16 protein-coding genes are annotated in these 15,874 nt (G+C 60.1%); 8 read left to right on the forward strand and 8 right to left on the reverse strand.

Translation table 11 applies throughout. The annotated features are described in order from the left end of the window. The first annotated feature begins 27 nt into the window (after nt 1-27). Nucleotides 28-1,323 carry an NCS2 family permease gene (locus B723_RS00640; protein WP_017340893.1) on the forward strand — a complete coding sequence of 432 codons (1,296 nt, stop codon included), beginning with the start codon at nt 28-30 and terminating at the stop codon, nt 1,321-1,323. After that, nucleotides 1,320-2,399, forward strand: a complete 1,080-nt coding sequence (trmA, locus tag B723_RS00645) for a tRNA (uridine(54)-C5)-methyltransferase TrmA (RefSeq protein WP_017340894.1) — start codon at nt 1,320-1,322, stop codon at nt 2,397-2,399. Before B723_RS00640 ends, trmA begins: the two co-directional genes overlap by 4 nt. A gap of 54 nt (nt 2,400-2,453) precedes the next feature. On the opposite strand, the gene B723_RS00650 is transcribed toward trmA, so the two are convergent. Further along, a complete protein-coding gene (locus B723_RS00650; RefSeq protein ID WP_017340895.1) occupies nt 2,454-2,900 on the reverse strand; it encodes a DUF2442 domain-containing protein in 447 nt (148 codons plus the stop codon). Continuing rightward, a complete protein-coding gene (locus B723_RS00655) occupies nt 2,897-3,325 on the reverse strand; it encodes a hypothetical protein (RefSeq protein WP_017340896.1) in 429 nt (142 codons plus the stop codon). The genes B723_RS00650 and B723_RS00655 overlap by 4 nt, the downstream gene beginning before the upstream one ends. Nucleotides 3,326-3,539: 214 nt before the next feature. Here B723_RS00655 and B723_RS00660 point away from each other — a divergent pair, with 214 nt between their 5' ends. From B723_RS00660 to B723_RS00670, 3 genes are all read left to right on the forward strand, one after another. Continuing rightward, a complete protein-coding gene (locus tag B723_RS00660; RefSeq protein ID WP_017340897.1) occupies nt 3,540-4,451 on the forward strand; it encodes a LysR family transcriptional regulator in 912 nt (303 codons plus the stop codon). A 206-nt stretch (nt 4,452-4,657) separates the two neighbouring features. Then, on the forward strand, nt 4,658-5,098 hold the full coding sequence (gene aroQ / locus B723_RS00665; protein WP_017340898.1) for a type II 3-dehydroquinate dehydratase: 441 nt from the start codon (nt 4,658-4,660) through the stop codon (nt 5,096-5,098). Nucleotides 5,099-5,103: 5 nt separating this feature from the next. Further along, entirely contained in the window at nt 5,104-5,958 is an 855-nt protein-coding gene (locus B723_RS00670; protein ID WP_031319132.1) for a shikimate dehydrogenase, read from the forward strand. A gap of 151 nt (nt 5,959-6,109) precedes the next feature. On the opposite strand, the gene B723_RS00675 is transcribed toward B723_RS00670, so the two are convergent. Next, nucleotides 6,110-6,787, reverse strand: a complete 678-nt coding sequence (locus B723_RS00675; protein ID WP_017340900.1) for a TetR family transcriptional regulator — start codon at nt 6,785-6,787, stop codon at nt 6,110-6,112. A gap of 102 nt (nt 6,788-6,889) precedes the next feature. Continuing rightward, a complete protein-coding gene (gene quiC, locus B723_RS00680; protein ID WP_017340901.1) occupies nt 6,890-8,791 on the reverse strand; it encodes a 3-dehydroshikimate dehydratase QuiC in 1,902 nt (633 codons plus the stop codon). Between the two features lie 352 nt (nt 8,792-9,143). Between quiC and B723_RS00685 the strand changes: the two genes are divergently transcribed. Beyond that, nucleotides 9,144-10,400, forward strand: a complete 1,257-nt coding sequence (locus B723_RS00685; RefSeq protein ID WP_238588327.1) for an MFS transporter — start codon at nt 9,144-9,146, stop codon at nt 10,398-10,400. Nucleotides 10,401-10,499: 99 nt separating this feature from the next. On the opposite strand, the gene B723_RS00690 is transcribed toward B723_RS00685, so the two are convergent. Together B723_RS00690 and B723_RS00695 are read right to left on the reverse strand one after the other, a co-directional pair. Beyond that, nucleotides 10,500-11,378: a DMT family transporter gene (locus B723_RS00690; protein ID WP_017340903.1), complete on the reverse strand. Its 879-nt coding sequence runs from the start codon at nt 11,376-11,378 to the stop codon at nt 10,500-10,502. A gap of 112 nt (nt 11,379-11,490) precedes the next feature. Beyond that, nucleotides 11,491-12,267 (reverse strand): IclR family transcriptional regulator, encoded by a 777-nt coding sequence (locus B723_RS00695; protein ID WP_017340904.1) that lies wholly within the window; start codon nt 12,265-12,267, stop codon nt 11,491-11,493. Between the two features lie 253 nt (nt 12,268-12,520). Here B723_RS00695 and ypfJ point away from each other — a divergent pair, with 253 nt between their 5' ends. Beyond that, nucleotides 12,521-13,411, forward strand: a complete 891-nt coding sequence (ypfJ, locus tag B723_RS00700; protein ID WP_017340905.1) for a KPN_02809 family neutral zinc metallopeptidase — start codon at nt 12,521-12,523, stop codon at nt 13,409-13,411. Continuing rightward, the gene (locus tag B723_RS00705; RefSeq protein WP_017340906.1) at nt 13,412-14,368 is read left to right on the forward strand and encodes an alpha/beta hydrolase; all 957 of its coding nucleotides are present in this window, start codon (nt 13,412-13,414) and stop codon (nt 14,366-14,368) included. It abuts the gene before it with no gap. Between the two features lie 11 nt (nt 14,369-14,379). Here B723_RS00705 and B723_RS00710 read toward each other — a convergent pair whose 3' ends face one another. Further along, entirely contained in the window at nt 14,380-14,967 is a 588-nt protein-coding gene (locus tag B723_RS00710) for an HAD family hydrolase (protein WP_017340907.1), read from the reverse strand. Beyond that, nucleotides 14,964-15,833, reverse strand: coding sequence for an acyl-CoA thioesterase II (gene tesB / locus B723_RS00715; protein WP_017340908.1), 870 nt, complete (start codon nt 15,831-15,833; stop codon nt 14,964-14,966). The genes B723_RS00710 and tesB overlap by 4 nt, the downstream gene beginning before the upstream one ends. Between the last annotated feature and the right edge of the window lie 41 nt (nt 15,834-15,874).

Raw genomic sequence — 15,874 nt, forward strand, 5'->3', positions numbered from 1 at the left:
GCGCCGGGCGCGCCACGGGGAGCAGACATGCTGGAAAGGCTGTTTCAACTCAAGGCACACAACACCAACGTGCGGACCGAGATTCTTGCGGGCGTCACGACTTTCCTGGCCATGGCCTACATTCTGTTCGTCAACCCGAGCATCCTCGGCGAGACCGGCATGGACAAGGGCGCGGTGTTTGTCGCGACCTGCCTGGCCGCCGCCATCGGCTCCACGACGATGGGCCTGATCGCCAACTACCCGATCGCCCTCGCACCGGGTATGGGCCTGAACGCCTTCTTTACCTACACCGTGGTCCTGCATATGGGCCATACCTGGCAAGTGGCGCTGGGGGCGGTGTTCATCTCGGCCGTGTGCTTCTTCCTGCTGTCGATCTTCCGCATCCGTGAATGGATCATCAACAGCATTCCGCTGCCGCTGCGGTCGGCGATCGCCGCCGGTATCGGCCTGTTCCTGGCGCTGATTGCCTTGCACAACGCCGGCATCGTCGTCAGCAATCCGGCAACCATGGTCGGCCTTGGTGACCTGAAACAACCGGCGCCCATCCTCGCAACGCTTGGCTTCGCCCTGATCGTTGCCCTCGAAGCACTGGCCGTACGCGGTGCGGTGCTGATCGGGATTCTGGTCGTGACCATCGCCTCGATTGCCCTGGGCTTCACGCCGTTTGGCGGCGTGGTGTCGATGCCGCCTTCGCTGGCGCCGACTTTCCTGCAACTGGACATCAAGGGTGCACTGGACATCGGCCTGGTCAGCGTGATCTTCGCCTTCCTGTTCGTCGACCTGTTCGACAACTCCGGCACCCTGATTGGCGTCGCCAAACGCGCCGGCCTGATGGGCAAGGACGGCCACATGCCGAAAATGGGCCGCGCCCTGATCGCCGACAGTACCGCGGCCATGGCCGGTTCGTTGCTGGGTACGTCGACGACCACCAGCTACATCGAATCCGCTGCCGGCGTGAGTGCCGGTGGCCGCACCGGTCTGACGGCCGTTGTGGTGGCGATTCTGTTCCTGTTGGCGCTGTTCTTCTCGCCGCTGGCCGCCAGCGTTCCGGCGTTTGCCACCGCACCGGCACTGCTGTTCGTCGCGGTACTGATGACTTCCGGCCTGGCCGAAATAGACTGGGACGACATCACCGTTGCCGCACCGGTCGTGGTCACTGCGCTGGCCATGCCGTTCACTTACTCCATCGCCAACGGCATCGCCTTCGGCTTCATCTCCTGGACCGCGATCAAGCTGCTGTCCGGTCGCGGCCGTGAGCTGAACCCGGCTCTGGTGATTCTGTCGATTCTGTTCGTGATCAAGTTGGGTTGGTTCAACGCATGACTTTTGATTCCCAGGCTTACACCGTTCAGCTCGAAGAAAAGGTCTCGCGCCTGCGCGACCTGCTGGCCCCGTTCGATGCACCTGAACCGGCCGTGTTCAATTCGCCGCTGAAAAACTTCCGCCTGCGTGCCGAATTCCGCCTGTGGCGTGAAGGCGGCGAGCGTCACTACGCGATGTTTTCCCAGGAAGACAAACGCACGCCGATCCTGATCGAAGAGTTCCCCATTGCCAGCCTGCGCATCAATGAGCTGATGCCGCAGCTCAAGGCCGCGTGGAAAGCCAGTGCCGCCCTGAGCCACAAGCTGTTTCAGGTGGAATTCCTGACCACGCTGGCCGGCGATGCGATGATTACCCTGTGCTATCACCGCCCGCTGGATGAACACTGGCACGCGGCGGCCACGAAACTGGCGGCAGACCTGAACGTCAGCGTGATCGGCCGCTCGAAAGGCAAACGCGAAGTGATCGGCCATGATTACGTGGTCGAGAAACTGGAAGTCGGCGGCCGCACCTTCAGCTACCGTCAGCCGGAAGGTGCGTTCACTCAGCCCAACGGCACCGTGAACCAGAAAATGCTCAACTGGGCTTACGACGCCCTCGGCGATCGTCCGGACGATTTGCTGGAACTGTATTGCGGCAACGGCAACTTCACCCTGCCGCTCGCGATCCGCGTGCGTAAAGTGCTGGCCACCGAAATCAGCAAGACTTCGGTCAACGCGGCGTTGAGCAACCTCAGCGAAAACGCCGTGGAAAACGTCACGCTGGTGCGCCTGTCCGCCGAAGAGCTGACCGAAGCCCTGAACGAGGTCCGCCCGTTCCGGCGCCTGCAGGGTATCGACCTCAAGAGCTATGAATTCGGCAGCGTCTTCGTCGACCCGCCTCGCGCCGGCATGGACCCGGACACCTGCGAGCTGACCCGGCGCTTCGACAATATCCTGTACATTTCCTGCAACCCGGAAACCCTGGCGGCCAACATCGCCCAACTGCACGACACCCACCGCATTACTCAATGCGCGATGTTCGACCAGTTCCCGTGGACCCACCACATGGAATCCGGGGTGTTGTTGACCCGGCGTTGATTGCATTCGTCCGATACAAAACAGCCGTCAGTACGACGGCTTTTTTGTGCGTGCTCAAACGGGGACATCCGGTTTGCGCGGACGCCCGCCCTTGCGACCATTAGCCCGCGCAGCCTCAGCCTTGGCGGCGCTGCTTTGGCGACCATTGCGCGACGCGATGACCGAGGCGGCCATGTCCATCAGTGGCTTGCTCGCGGAGATCATCCCGGCGATGGACACATGCAGATCCTTGCCCTCATGGCAAAGGGCTGTGCCGGAAAAGCCGACTTTCAGGTCTGCGAAATCCTCGACCTCGAAACTGTCGAATTCCGGATAGTGCTCGACGGGCAGCAGCACGCCACTGCCATCAATGAAACTGACGGCCAGACACGGTTCCAGAAAGGTCACGGCAGTCGCCTGCAAACCGCTTTTGTGGCGCACTTGCCCTCGCCGGACGGCTTCATCCAACACGGCCTCACTGACGGGCCGATCGGCCAGTATTCCTGCCTCTATCGTTTTCATAGTTCTATCTCCACGCCCTCCGAAGCGCCAAACAGCGCCAGCAAGGTCCTGTTCGTCTCGGGCTCATAGCTAGCCGAGCAAATCATGTCAGTCGTACTCGCAATCCTTTTCACCACCAGGACTTCGCTGGTCCGCCAGTCCCATATCTGATGATCGAGGCACACCGTGCGCAGCTTTTCCCACCAGATCGTGCGAGCGCGACGCAAGTGGGCAGGTTGTCTGAGTGCTTGACGCAGGCCTTCCAGCACGGCGATGGGTGGCAGGTTGGAATGAGGCACCACATCCCACAGCTCGACACTGTTGTGCCAAAAGCTGAATTTGAAGCGTGCGCTCCAGGCTCCGGCGTCCACATGCGCGTGCGGCGGACAGTGCTCATCGCGCAACATGATCACCATTGAAAGCCCTTGGTAGCTGAACAATTTCATACTAACCCATCCGTTAGGTTATTGAGCCTCATGACTCACCATTCCTTGATCAATCCGATAACCGGTGCTGACCTTCATTCAGTCCCCGCACTTCAGGCTAGCGCTTGACGTCGCCACGGGAGCGGTAATCAGGGGCAAAAATGGTAAGCAATCCTTTCACCAATTTGATAAACACTGTTTACGGCCCTTCATTTGATCCCCGGTGTAATCAATCATGCAGCGAACATTCGACGATCTTCAGCTCGGCAGCATTGAGCTGTTTTGCCTCGCCGCCGAAGCAGGCAGCTTTACCGCCGCGGCCCTGGTGGCTGGCGTAACGCCCGCAGCGGTAAGCCGTTCGGTGTCGCGCATGGAGGAGCGGCTGGGCGTTCGGTTGTTCGCGCGCACCACTCGCAGCGTCAAACTGACTGATAGCGGGCGCCGGTATTACGAAGAATGTCGTCAGGCGCTAGCGCAATTGGTCGAGGCCCAACGCGAAGTGATGGGCCAGCAGCAGGAGCCTTCCGGCACCTTGCGCATCAGCATTCCCACAACGTATGCCCACCACCGGATCCTGCCGTTGCTGCCGGCGTTTCGGGAGCGCTTTCCGCAGGTCAAAGTCGAATCGCACATCAGCAACCGCAACATCGATTTCGTCGGCGAAGGCTATGACCTGGCCATCCGCGTACGGGCGATTCCGGATTCCGGGCTGATTGCCCGGCAGCTTGAGGACGCGGAACTGGTGATGATTGCCAGTCCTGATTACCTGAAGCGCGCGGGCACTCCGCAAACCCTGGACGACCTCAAACAGCACGAATGCATCCAGTACGACTTGCCCAGCAGCGGTCGGCGGATTGCTTGGTTGTTCAACGACCATGGCGAGCAACGCGAGATTCAGGCCGAGGGCAATTTCAGCTGTTCCGACGATGTATTAGGCGGCGTGACGCTTGCCAAACACGGTGCGGGGCTTTTCCAGACCTATCGTTTCATCGTCGAACACGAACTGGCCGAGGGGTCGCTGGTGGAACTCCTCAAGCCTTATGGCGGACGCTCGCGGCCGTTCACCCTGCTCTATCCACAAAGCCGTCATGTGCCACTTCGGCTGCGGGCGTTTATCGATTTTCTGGTTGAGCATATGCCGCGCTAAAAGATCGCAGCCTTCGGCAGCGCCGACAGTGGAATGCGTTTTCCTGTAGGAGCTGCCCAGGCTGCAATCTTTGCAATTGTCCGATCACCGCACACAAAAGCCCGGTTCGCCACCCCTTCAATTGACCAAATTAACCATTTAGTACAATTTATCTCCACAGGCTGGAGCATCAGTCCATGCCAACAATAATAAGTGGAGAGACCCCGATGAACCCTATCGTTCTGGTGCTCAACGGCCCGAACCTCAACCTGCTGGGCACCCGTGAACCGGCGACTTACGGTCACGAAACCCTGGCGGACATCTCAGCGTTGTGCGGCCGTGCCGCCGAAGAGTTCGGCCTGGCAGTCGAGTTTCGCCAGACCAACCATGAAGGCGAATTGCTCGACTGGATTCACGCCGCCCGCGACCGTTGCGCCGGGATTGTCATCAACCCGGCCGCCTGGACCCACACCTCGGTTGCCCTTCGCGATGCCCTGGTCGCCTGCGAACTGCCGGTGATCGAAGTCCACCTGTCGAACGTCCACGCCCGCGAACCTTTTCGCCACCACTCCTTCGTGTCGGCCATTGCCACCGCGGTGATGGCCGGTTTCGGCAGCCACGGCTATCGCCTGGCGCTTGAACATTTCAGCCTGAGCTTGAAGGGGTGAACGTCGTGACTCAGAACAACGCTGTACTGGCCGGGCTGATCGGCGCCGGCATTCAGGCGTCCCGTACTCCCGCGCTGCATGAGCATGAAGGCGACGCCCAGGGTTTGCGTTATCTCTACCGCCTGATCGACCTCGACCAGCTCAAACTCGACAGCAGTGCCCTGCCCGACTTGCTGATGGCGGCCGAGCGGATGAATTTCACCGGTCTGAACATTACCTTTCCGTGCAAGCAGGCGATCATCCCTTTGCTCGACGAATTGTCGCCGGAAGCGCGCGGCATCGGTGCGGTGAACACGGTGGTGTTGAAGGATGGTAAACGCATCGGCCACAACACCGACTGCCTGGGCTTTGCCGAAGGCTTTCGGCGTGGTCTGCAGGGCGTTGCCGTTGACCGTGTCGTCCAGATGGGCGCCGGAGGGGCCGGTGCAGCGGTGGCCCACGCGTTATTGAGCGAAGGCGTACAACTGCTGAGCATTTTCGATGTGGACAACAGTCGCGCTCAGGCGCTGGCGAACAACCTTAATCAGCATTTCGGCGCGGGCCGCGCGGTGGCGGGTCATGATCTGCCAAGCACGCTGGCGCAGGCCGACGGATTGGTCAACACCACGCCCATGGGCATGAAAAAACTGCCGGGCATGCCGGTGCCGGCGGCGTTGCTTCGCAAACAGTTGTGGGTGGCGGAGATCGTTTATTTTCCGCTGGAAACCGAACTGCTGCGCAACGCCCGCGCCCTGGGTTGCCGGACGCTGGATGGCGGCAACATGGCGGTGTTTCAGGCGGTGAAAGCGTTTGAATTGTTCAGCGGCGTGGTGCCGGATGCGCAGCGGATGCTGGCGCATTTTCAAAGCATGAATGGTTGAAGTTTCAGGCTGAACCGTATTCTGTGACGAGGGCGCTTTTTCCCGCCGGGGCGGCAATGCCGCCCCAACATACTGGCTATTTTGTGAGTGCTACGCACTCAAGCGGGAGCAAGCTCCCTCGCCACAAAAGCCCCCTGAAACTCATCACAAATCAAGCCTGAAGGTATCGCAACACCGAATCGCAAATCATCTCCCGATGACGCTGCTTGATACTTTCGTCCGCCAGCTCGATCTGAAAAATCTCCCCGAACGTATTGCGATTCGACACGCGATAGAAGCAGAACGAACTGATCAACAAATGCACATCCAACGGATCAAGCCCCGCCCGGAACACACCGTCTTCAGCCCCGCGACGCAAAATCACACCCAGTGAATCAAGAATGGTGTTGTTCATCGCCTTGATCGCATCGGAACGCTTCACGAATTCCGCGTTGTGGATGTTCTCGATACTGACGATGCGCACGAAATCGACATTGCGATCATGGTGATCGAAGGTGAACTCCACCAACCGCCGAATCGCTTCCACCGGCGCCAGTTCGGCCAGGTGCAGGCGGTTTTCGGTGCTGCGGATATCGCCGTAGAGTTTCTCAAGCACCTCGATGTAGAGCTGTTCCTTACTGCCGAAGTAGTAATAGATCATGCGTTTGGAGGTGTGAATGCGCTCGGCGATCGCATCGACGCGAGCACCGGAAAGCCCCTGCTGGACGAACTCGACAATAGCTTCTTGCAGAATGTTCTCGCGGGTCTTTTCCGGGTTGTTCTTGCGACTCTTGCGCGGCTCGACCAGGGGCTCGTCGGGCGCTACGGAGAGTTCTGAAATTATTGTCATTGTGGGCTCACGGCCATCACTGCACAGGCTGGCAATTATGAGCCGCGCTGCACAGTGAAGGAAGCCGCGCGGCAGCGGTTTAACCTCGCGTTTACCAAATTCCTACAACTTGGCCTGACGAATGGCGCCGCTGCGGGATTTGGCCATGGCTGCCAGTCGCACCGCCACGTTGGCCGCGCCGTAACCGGCGTAACCATTCTTGCGCTGGATGATTTCAAAGAAAAACCGCCCTTCGAACGGCTCCGTATAAACGTGAAACAGCTCGCCACCCTGGGCATCACGGTCGTAAAGCACGTTGTAATAGGCGAGCTCGCTGAGGAACTCATCATCGAAATCGAACCGCGCAGCCAGGTCGTCGTAATAATTAAGCGGGATATCCAGCAGCGGAACCCCCGCCTCCTTGGCGCGGCTGACTTCGGCAAAGATATCGTCGCAATCAAACGCAATGTGATGCACGCCAGAGCCGCGATAACTCGACAGTGCGTGTGAGATCGCGGTGTTGCGGTTCTCGGAAATGTTCAGCGGCAAGCGGATCGAACTGTCGCGACTGCGCAGTGCCCGGCTCTTCACCAGACCATAAGGGTCCGGCAACACCACTTCGTCGTCGGCTTCGAAATCCAGCAGGCTCTTATAGAACAGCACCCAACTGTCGAGGCTGTCGGCCGGCAACGCCATGGCCATGTGGTCGATGCGCTTGAGGCCACCACTGGCCACGGCGGCCGGTTGCAGATTGAAGTCGGTGCCATAGACGTCGGCGTCCCGGTCCACCAGATAAATCAGGCTGCCATCCGGCGCACGTACCGCCGCCAGCTCCAGCTCATTGGGGCCGACCAGTCCGCGATAAGGTTGACCTTTGTAAGCCACCGCCCGGGCCAGCGCGCTGGCGCTGTCCTTGACCCGCACCGCAGTGGCGCACAGCGACGGGCCATGCGCTTCGAAAAAGCTGTGGGCAAATGAGTAAGGCTCGGAATTGAGAATCAGGTTGATGTCGCCCTGACGCAGCAGGCTCACGCTTTTGGAGCGGTGCTGACCGGCCTTGACGAAGCCCAGTCGCTCCAGCCAATGAGAAAGCTTGGCGCCAAGGCTTTCGTCCACGGCGAATTCGAGAAACTCGATGCCGTTGTATTCGCTGGCTTTAGGCGTCTCGAACAGAATCTCCGGATTGGCCGCTGGCTTGGCTTCCTGCGCCAGTCGTTCGCGGGTTTTCTCTTCCAGGTACAACAACGAACGCAAACCGTCGGCGGCGTTGGCTCGCGGCGGCGCGGCGCGGAAGCCGTCGTTGAATATTTCCAGCGACAACGGCCCGGTGTAGCCACTCTTGATGATCGGCGCGAGGAACCCCGGCAAATCGAATTCGCCCTGGCCCGGGAAGCAGCGGAAATGCCGGCTCCATTCCAGCACGTCCATGGCCAGGATCGGCGCGTCGGCCATTTGCACGAAGAAGATTTTGTCGCCAGGGATCTCAGCAATGGCCGTTGGATCGCCCTTGAGCGACAGCGTGTGGAAACTGTCCAGCAACACACCGAGGCTTGGGTGATCCGCCTGGCGAACGATGTTCCACACCTGCTGCCAAGTATTGACGTGGCGGCCCCAGGCCAACGCTTCGTAGCCGATGCGCAGGCCGCGCGCACCGGCGTGTTCGGCCAGCAGGCGCAAGTCGTCGACGAGGATCTGTTCATCACCGATGGCGTCGGCCGAGGCGTTGCTGCAGACCAGCACCAGGTCGGTGCCCAATTCCTGCATCAGGTCGAATTTGCGCTCGGCCCGTTCCAGGTTGCGTGGCAAGCGGTCGCGGCGGCAGCCTTCGAAATCGCGGAAGGGTTGAAACAGCGTGATGGCGATCCCGAGATCGGCGCACATCTGTTTAATTTCCCGAGGACTACCGTCGTAATAGAGCAGGTCGTTCTCGAAAATTTCCACCCCGTCGAAACCGGCGGCGGCAATGGCTTCGAGTTTTTCCGGCAGGGTACCGCTCAAGGACACGGTGGCAATGGAACGCTGCATGTTTCGACTCCCGGTGGAGGCTTCGGCTACAGGGAATTTGCGCCGCTTTTAAAAGAGTGAGTGAATTATTGAGCGGCCCCATACAATGAGCAATTCAAAGTGTACTACCCAGTTAGTTTTGCGTGCGATTATCGAACACAATGGCCTTTGGCGAATTGACGATTTTTCGTCCACTGCCCACCATCCACTACACATTGAGTCCGGTCACAACCAGCGGTCTCGGTGACCAAAGACTCAAAACACCACATAAAAATAATCGGTGGCCTACATGACTCCTTCCCAAAGCTCTCCCGTGGAGCGCTCCTCCACGACTCCTGCCGTCGGCGGTATCGGCGATAAAATCCGCGGCGCCATGGCTGTCGGCAAAACCCGTTGGGGCATGCTGGCGCTGGTGTTTTTCGCCACCACCCTGAACTACATCGACCGCGCCGCACTGGGCGTCATGCAGCCCATTCTCGCCAAGGAAATGAGCTGGACGGCGATGGACTACGCCAACATCAACTTCTGGTTCCAGGTCGGTTACGCCATCGGTTTCGTGCTGCAAGGCCGGCTGATCGACCGGGTCGGCGTGAAGCGTGTGTTCTTCTGCGCGGTGCTGCTCTGGAGCCTGGCGACCGGCGCCCATGGCCTGGCTACCTCGGCGGTCGGCTTCATGGTCTGCCGCTTTATCCTCGGGCTGACCGAAGCCGCCAACTACCCGGCCTGCGTGAAGACCACGCGGTTGTGGTTCCCGGCCGGCGAACGCGCCGTGGCCACCGGCATTTTCAACGCCGGCACCAACGTCGGTGCGATGTTCACGCCGATGCTGCTGCCGCTGATCCTGCATGTGTGGGGCTGGCAGGCTGCGTTCCTGTGCATGGCATCACTGGGCGGGATCTGGTTGCTGTTCTGGGGCTTGAAGTACTTCAACCCGGAAGATCACCCGAGCGTCAAACAGTCGGAGCTGGACTACATCCAGAAGGAAGTCGAACCGGAACAGGCCCGCGTACCGTTCTCGAGAATCCTGCGCATGCGTGGCACCTGGGCCTTCGCCCTCGCCTACTCGATAACGGCACCGGTGTTCTGGTTCTACCTGTACTGGCTGCCGCCCTTCCTTAATCAGCAATACAACCTGGGCATCAACGTGACCCAGATGGGTATCCCGCTGATCATCATCTACCTCACGGCCGACTTCGGCAGTGTCGGCGGCGGCATCCTGTCCTCGTTCCTGATCGGCCGTGGCATGAATCCGATCAAGGCGCGACTGATGTCCATGTTCCTGTTCGCCTGCTGCATCGTCGGCGTGATCATGGCCGCCGGTTCGAGCAGCCTGTGGGTGGCGGTGTTTGCGATTTCCCTGGCCATAGGTGCACACCAGGCCTGGACAGCGAACATCTGGAGCCTGGTGATGGACTACACGCCTAAACACATGATGAGTACGGTGTTCGGTTTCGGCGGCATGTGCGCCGCCATCGGCGGGATGTTCATGACCCAATTGGTCGGCCACATCCTGACCATCACGAACAACAACTACACCGTGCTGTTCACCATGATTCCGGCGATGTACTTCATCGCGCTGATCTGGATGTACTTCATGGCGCCGCGCAAGATTCCGACCGTTACTGAGTAAAGTTCGACGCAATACCCCCTGTGGGAGCGAGCCTTTGTGGCGAGGGGACTTGTCTCCTCGCCACAAAGGCTCGCTCCCACAGTTTGTTACCGTGATCCTCTACTTGCGGCTTTGCTGCCACGCCGCCGCCAACCCGCTGCAGCAAATCACCGCAATCCCGACCACCGTCGTGAGCGTCGGGGTGTGGGAAAACAGCAACCAGCCCAGCAACCCGGCAAACACAATCTGGCAGTACCCGAACGGCGCCAGCAACGCAGGCGCGGCGTGGCGGAAAGCCTGGGTCAGAAACAGATGCGCCGTCATCCCGCAGGCGCCTAACGCCACCATCATCACTCCATGCCCAATGCTCGGCACTTGCCAGAAAAAGGGCACCAATGCGCTCATCACCAGAGTGTTGCACAGGCCGGCAAAGAAGTTGCTGGTGGTCGGGCTGTCGATCTCACTGAGCTTGCGGGTGAGCAATTGATAGAAGCAGAAAAACAGCGCCGAGCAGAGCGGCAGCAGAACCGCTGGCGTGAACAGATCGCCACCGGGGTGGACGATGATCAACACACCGACAAATCCGCAGATCACCGCGATCCATTGGCCGCGGGTGACGCGCTCACGCAGCAGCGGCACCGACAGTGCAGTCACCAGAACCGGTGCGAGAAAGTTGACCGCCGTGGCTTCGGCCAACGGGATGTACTGCAAGCCGGTGGTGAAAAACAGACTGGTGCCCAGCAGACACAACGCCCTCATCAACTGCAGCGATGGCCGTTTAGTGCGTAGGACGCGCAGCCCGGATTGCGGCAGAAAAATCCCGGCCATCAACAAGGTGTGAACCACGTAACGGGCCCAGACCACCATGACAATCGGGTAGAACCCCGAAAGGTATTTCGACAAGGCATCGTGGCTGGAGAAAAGGAAGGTGGCGACGACGATCAGCAGAATCCCTTTGAAGGGTTGGTTTACGCCGGAGAGCGGGGTGCTGACGGTCATGGGTTGCCCTTGTGCCTCGCGAATTCAATTAAATTTAGAACCTGGTTCCAGATTCTTACATAGCCGCAACGTAAAACCGGGCGAACAGCGCACACAATTTTCAGCAGCGCCGTTAATTGAAGAACTCAGACGCCAGGCTTGCTGCAGACAATTCCTCGGTAAATTTCAGCAAAAGAGGGGCCAACTCATGAAGTCGGGCTCCCGGCATCCGCGCGCTTGGGCCGGCAATGCTCAGTACGCCAATCACCCGCCCATCGGTGGGGTGCCGTACCACGGCCGCAATAGCCGAAGTGCCCACCGCCGAACTTTCCTCGACCCAGGCGTAGCCTTGCTCCCGCGCCAGCCGCAGCCGTTCCAGCAGTTCAATGTTGGACCGCGGTGCGTTCGGTCCCAGGTCTTTCGGCCGGTCGCCACCCTGGCGTTCCACCAGCGACAAGGCCTCGGCGTCGCTCATGCAGGCCAGCCACGCATGGCCCGAAGCCGTGTAGAACAACGGCGCATCACGCCCCATGTCCGGGTCGTAACGCAACCCCGAACGTGCGCCCTGGGATTTGGCGATCCAGATCTGCCGCTCACCTTCGATGAGCCCAAGACGCACCAGTTCCCCGGTTTCCTGGGCCAGACGATCCAGCACGGGCTGAACGATATCGGCGCCGCTGCCCGCCAGGTAACGAAAACCCATCGCGACCAGTTTGGTCGACAAGTGATACCGCTGATTCTCCGGATTCTGCCGCACATAACCCAGCCGAATCAGCTCCGCGAGCAAACGGTGGGTGGCGCTTTTAGGGATGTCCAGTTGCTCCGCGAGCATCTGCATAGGCAAACCGCGAGGGTCACGGGTGAGGCTTTCGAGCACATTGAAGACACGTTCGATCTGACTGCCGGCCATGGGAGGTTCCGAATTCGATTTGCCCTGATTCTAGAAGATGAACCGGGTAATGCGAAATCTGGAACCCGCGGCCCGAGCGACGCAGACACTCGACTGTTTGATAAAAACCCGCCCCCTGAGGGAATTCGATGGGTTATCCATGTTCCTACAGCCTGCAACCTACCGGCCAGCGAGTGAAAGACGGACGACCGGACTGGCGCCGCTCTCACTCACCAGCAACACTCATCCCCACGGACAATCAGAGGATTCCCACATGCTATGGAAAAAAGGCCGACGCAGCGACAACGTGGTCGATGCCCGTGGCGATGATGTCGGCGGTGGCGGCGGGATGCGCTTTGGTGGCGGCAAGGGCCTGAGCCTGACGGCGATCATCCTGATTGTCGGGATCGGCTGGATCACTGGCCAGGACCCGTTGCAGATCCTCGGGCAGCTGACCGGTCAAATGACCGAGCAATCGGCACCGGCCTCGACGCAAACCCGCAAGGCACTGCCGGCCAATGATGAAGGGGCGGAATTCGTACGCTCGATCCTCGGTGACACCGAAGACACCTGGGGCCAGATTTTTCAGCAGGCCGGTCGGCAGTACAAGAACCCGACCCTGGTGCTGTTCAGCAACCGGGTGAATTCGGCGTGCGGCCTGGCGACGTCGGCAACCGGTCCGTTCTATTGCCCGGCAGACCAGAAGGTCTACCTGGACATGGCGTTCTTCCAGGAGATGTCGCAACGCTTTTCCGCCGCGGGTGACTTCGCTCAGGCCTACGTGATCGCTCACGAAGTCGGACACCATGTTCAGACCTTGCTCGGTGTCTCGGCGAAAATTCAGACCGCCCGCCAGCAAGGCCGGCAAATGGAAGGCGACGGTGGTTTGCTGGTGCGTCAGGAACTGCAGGCGGATTGCCTGGCGGGTGTCTGGGCCAACAACGCGCAGCAGCGCCTGAACTGGCTGGAACCGGGCGACATCGAAGAAGCCTTGAATGCCGCCAACGCCATCGGCGACGACCGCTTGCAACAGCAAGGTCAGGGTCGCGTGGTGCCGGACTCGTTTACCCATGGCACGTCAGCGCAAAGGGTGCGCTGGTTCAAAACCGGATTTGCGCAAGGCCAGGTCGGCCAGTGCGATACCTTTGCGGCGAAAACCCTATAGATGAATAAGTGGCTGTTGGTTCTGTTGTTCACCTGTGCAAGTACCCAGGCTGCCGAGCAGGGGGTCAAGGAGATCAGCCCCGGACGGCTATTGTTGAACGAAGGTGAGATGGCGGTGGGCATCGGTCCGGCACCGGCGAAAATCGAACGCGTGCTGATCATCATCCATGGACGGTTGCGCAACGCCGAGACGTATCGCCAGAGTGCCGAGCGTGCGACAGAACTGGCCGGGCAAAGCGCGAATACGCTGGTGATTGCTCCGCAATTTCTCAATGAGACCGACGTGGCACTCCATCCAGTGGCCGACACCGTGTTGCGCTGGCAGGGCAATGACTGGATGGCCGGCGGTGTTTCCACCGCTCCGTTTGCGCTGAGTTCCTATGCTGCTCTCGACCAGATCATCGCCCGGCTCGGTGATCGCCGACAGTTTCCAGACGTGAAAGATGTCGTCATCGCGGGCCACTCGGGCGGGGCCCAGGTGGTTCAGCGTTATGCGTTGTTGAGTCACGAGCAACCGGAGCTCAAGGCCGCTGGCGTGCACGTGCGTTATGTCGTCGCCAACCCGTCTTCTTATGCGTATTTAGACGAGCGACGGCCGGTGGCCTTCAGTCACGCCCGCTGCCCGGGCTTCCATCGCTGGAAGTACGGCTTGAGCGATCTGCCGGCTTATACTGAAGGACAAACGCCCGCACAGCTGGAGGAAAACTACGTCCAGCGTGACATCGTTTATCTGCTGGGGCAGCAGGACACCGACCCGAATCACCCGGGGCTGGATAAAAGCTGTGAAGCCCAAGCCCAGGGTGCTTATCGATTGGCGCGCGGGCGCAGTTTTTTTGATTTTTTAAAGCGCAGCCATCCGAAAGGATTGAACCAGCAACTGATCGAGGTGCCTGGGGTTGGGCATAACGGGGACGGGATGTTTACGTCGCCGGAGGGGCAGAAAGCGTTGTTTCAGTAAAAAAATCAAGCTCAAAGCAATTCCCGCAATGCGACACAATCCGCCGCATGCCAATCGGTCAACTCCGGCCACGGGTTGTCCGGCAGATTCACCAACACCGTCCGCGTTCCCGCCGCCCGCCCGCAATCCAGATCAAAGCGATAGTCACCGACCATCACCATCTCGCTCGCCGGCACCTTCCAGGCCTCGGCCAGTTTCAATAAACCGCCGGGATGCGGTTTGGGTGGCGCTTCATCGCGCCCCAGCACATCTTCCACCGCGAAGCAGTCCGCCAGGCCGATGGCCTCCAGCGTCACATGCGCCAGTTCGCGCGCATTACGCGTGAGAATGCCCAGACGATAACCGCGCCCTGCCAACTCACGCACCAACTCGACGGCACCCGGCGCCGGTTTCGAACCCAGCGCCAGATCCCGTTCATGCTCCAGCAGCCACGCGTGTTTGGCCGCGGCTTCATCGGCTGGCAGCGCCGCGAGGTGGGTCAGAATGTCGTCTTCGGCCGGGATCGCCAATGCCACGCGAATCGCCGCGAAATCATGCACGGCCACCGTCAGGGTGCCGTCCATGTCGAACACCCAGTGCCGCACCTCGGACAGGCTCATGCCCAATCCTTGCGGTGACGAATCAGGCCTTCCTGGGTGACCGACGCCACCAGTTGCCCGGCGCGGTTGAACACGCTGCCACGGGTAAAACCACGGGAATTGCCGGCCCACGGGCTGTCCATGGCGTAGAGCAACCAGTCATCGGCACGCAGGTCCGCGTGGAACCACAGAGCGTGATCGAGGCTGGCAACCTGCATGTCTTTCTGCCAGACCGATTTTCCGTGCGGCTGCATGGACGTGGTCAGCAGACCGAAGTCCGAGGCGTAGGCCAGCAGGTATTTGTGCAGCGCAGGGGTATCGGCCAGGGCACCGTCGGCACGAAACCAGACGTACTTGATCGGATCGGACGGCTGCGGGTTGTAGGGATCTTTCTCGGTGATCGGTCGGAATTCGATCGGTTTCGGGCACAGCAGTTTTTCACGCATGTGCTCGGGAATCAGGTGGGCGCGCTGCTGAGTCAGTTCCAGCTCCGACGGCAGGTTCTCCGGGCCGACCACCACCGGCATCTCGGCCTGGTGCTCAAAGCCTTTTTCGTCGTACTGGAACGAGGCGCTGCACGTGAAGATCGGGTTGCCCTTCTGGATCGCCGTCACCCGGCGCGTGCTGAAACTGCCGCCGTCGCGCACCCGGTCAACCTGATACACCACGGGCAACGCGGAGTCGCCCGGACGCAGGAAATAACCGTGCATCGAATGCACATGGCGCGCGGCTTCGACCGTCTGACTGGCCGCCGACAGGGACTGGCCGATCACCTGACCGCCGAACAACTGACGAAAACCCAGGTCCTGACTGCGGCCACGGAACAGGTTTTCTTCAATCGGTTCCAGGGTCAGCAAGTCGACCAGATCATCCAACACTTGGCTCATTCAGACTCTCCTCACACAACGCTATGCCGCGCAGTCTTGGC

This window comes from Pseudomonas fluorescens NCIMB 11764, from assembly GCF_000293885.2.
GTDB lineage: Bacteria > Pseudomonadota > Gammaproteobacteria > Pseudomonadales > Pseudomonadaceae > Aquipseudomonas > Aquipseudomonas fluorescens_B.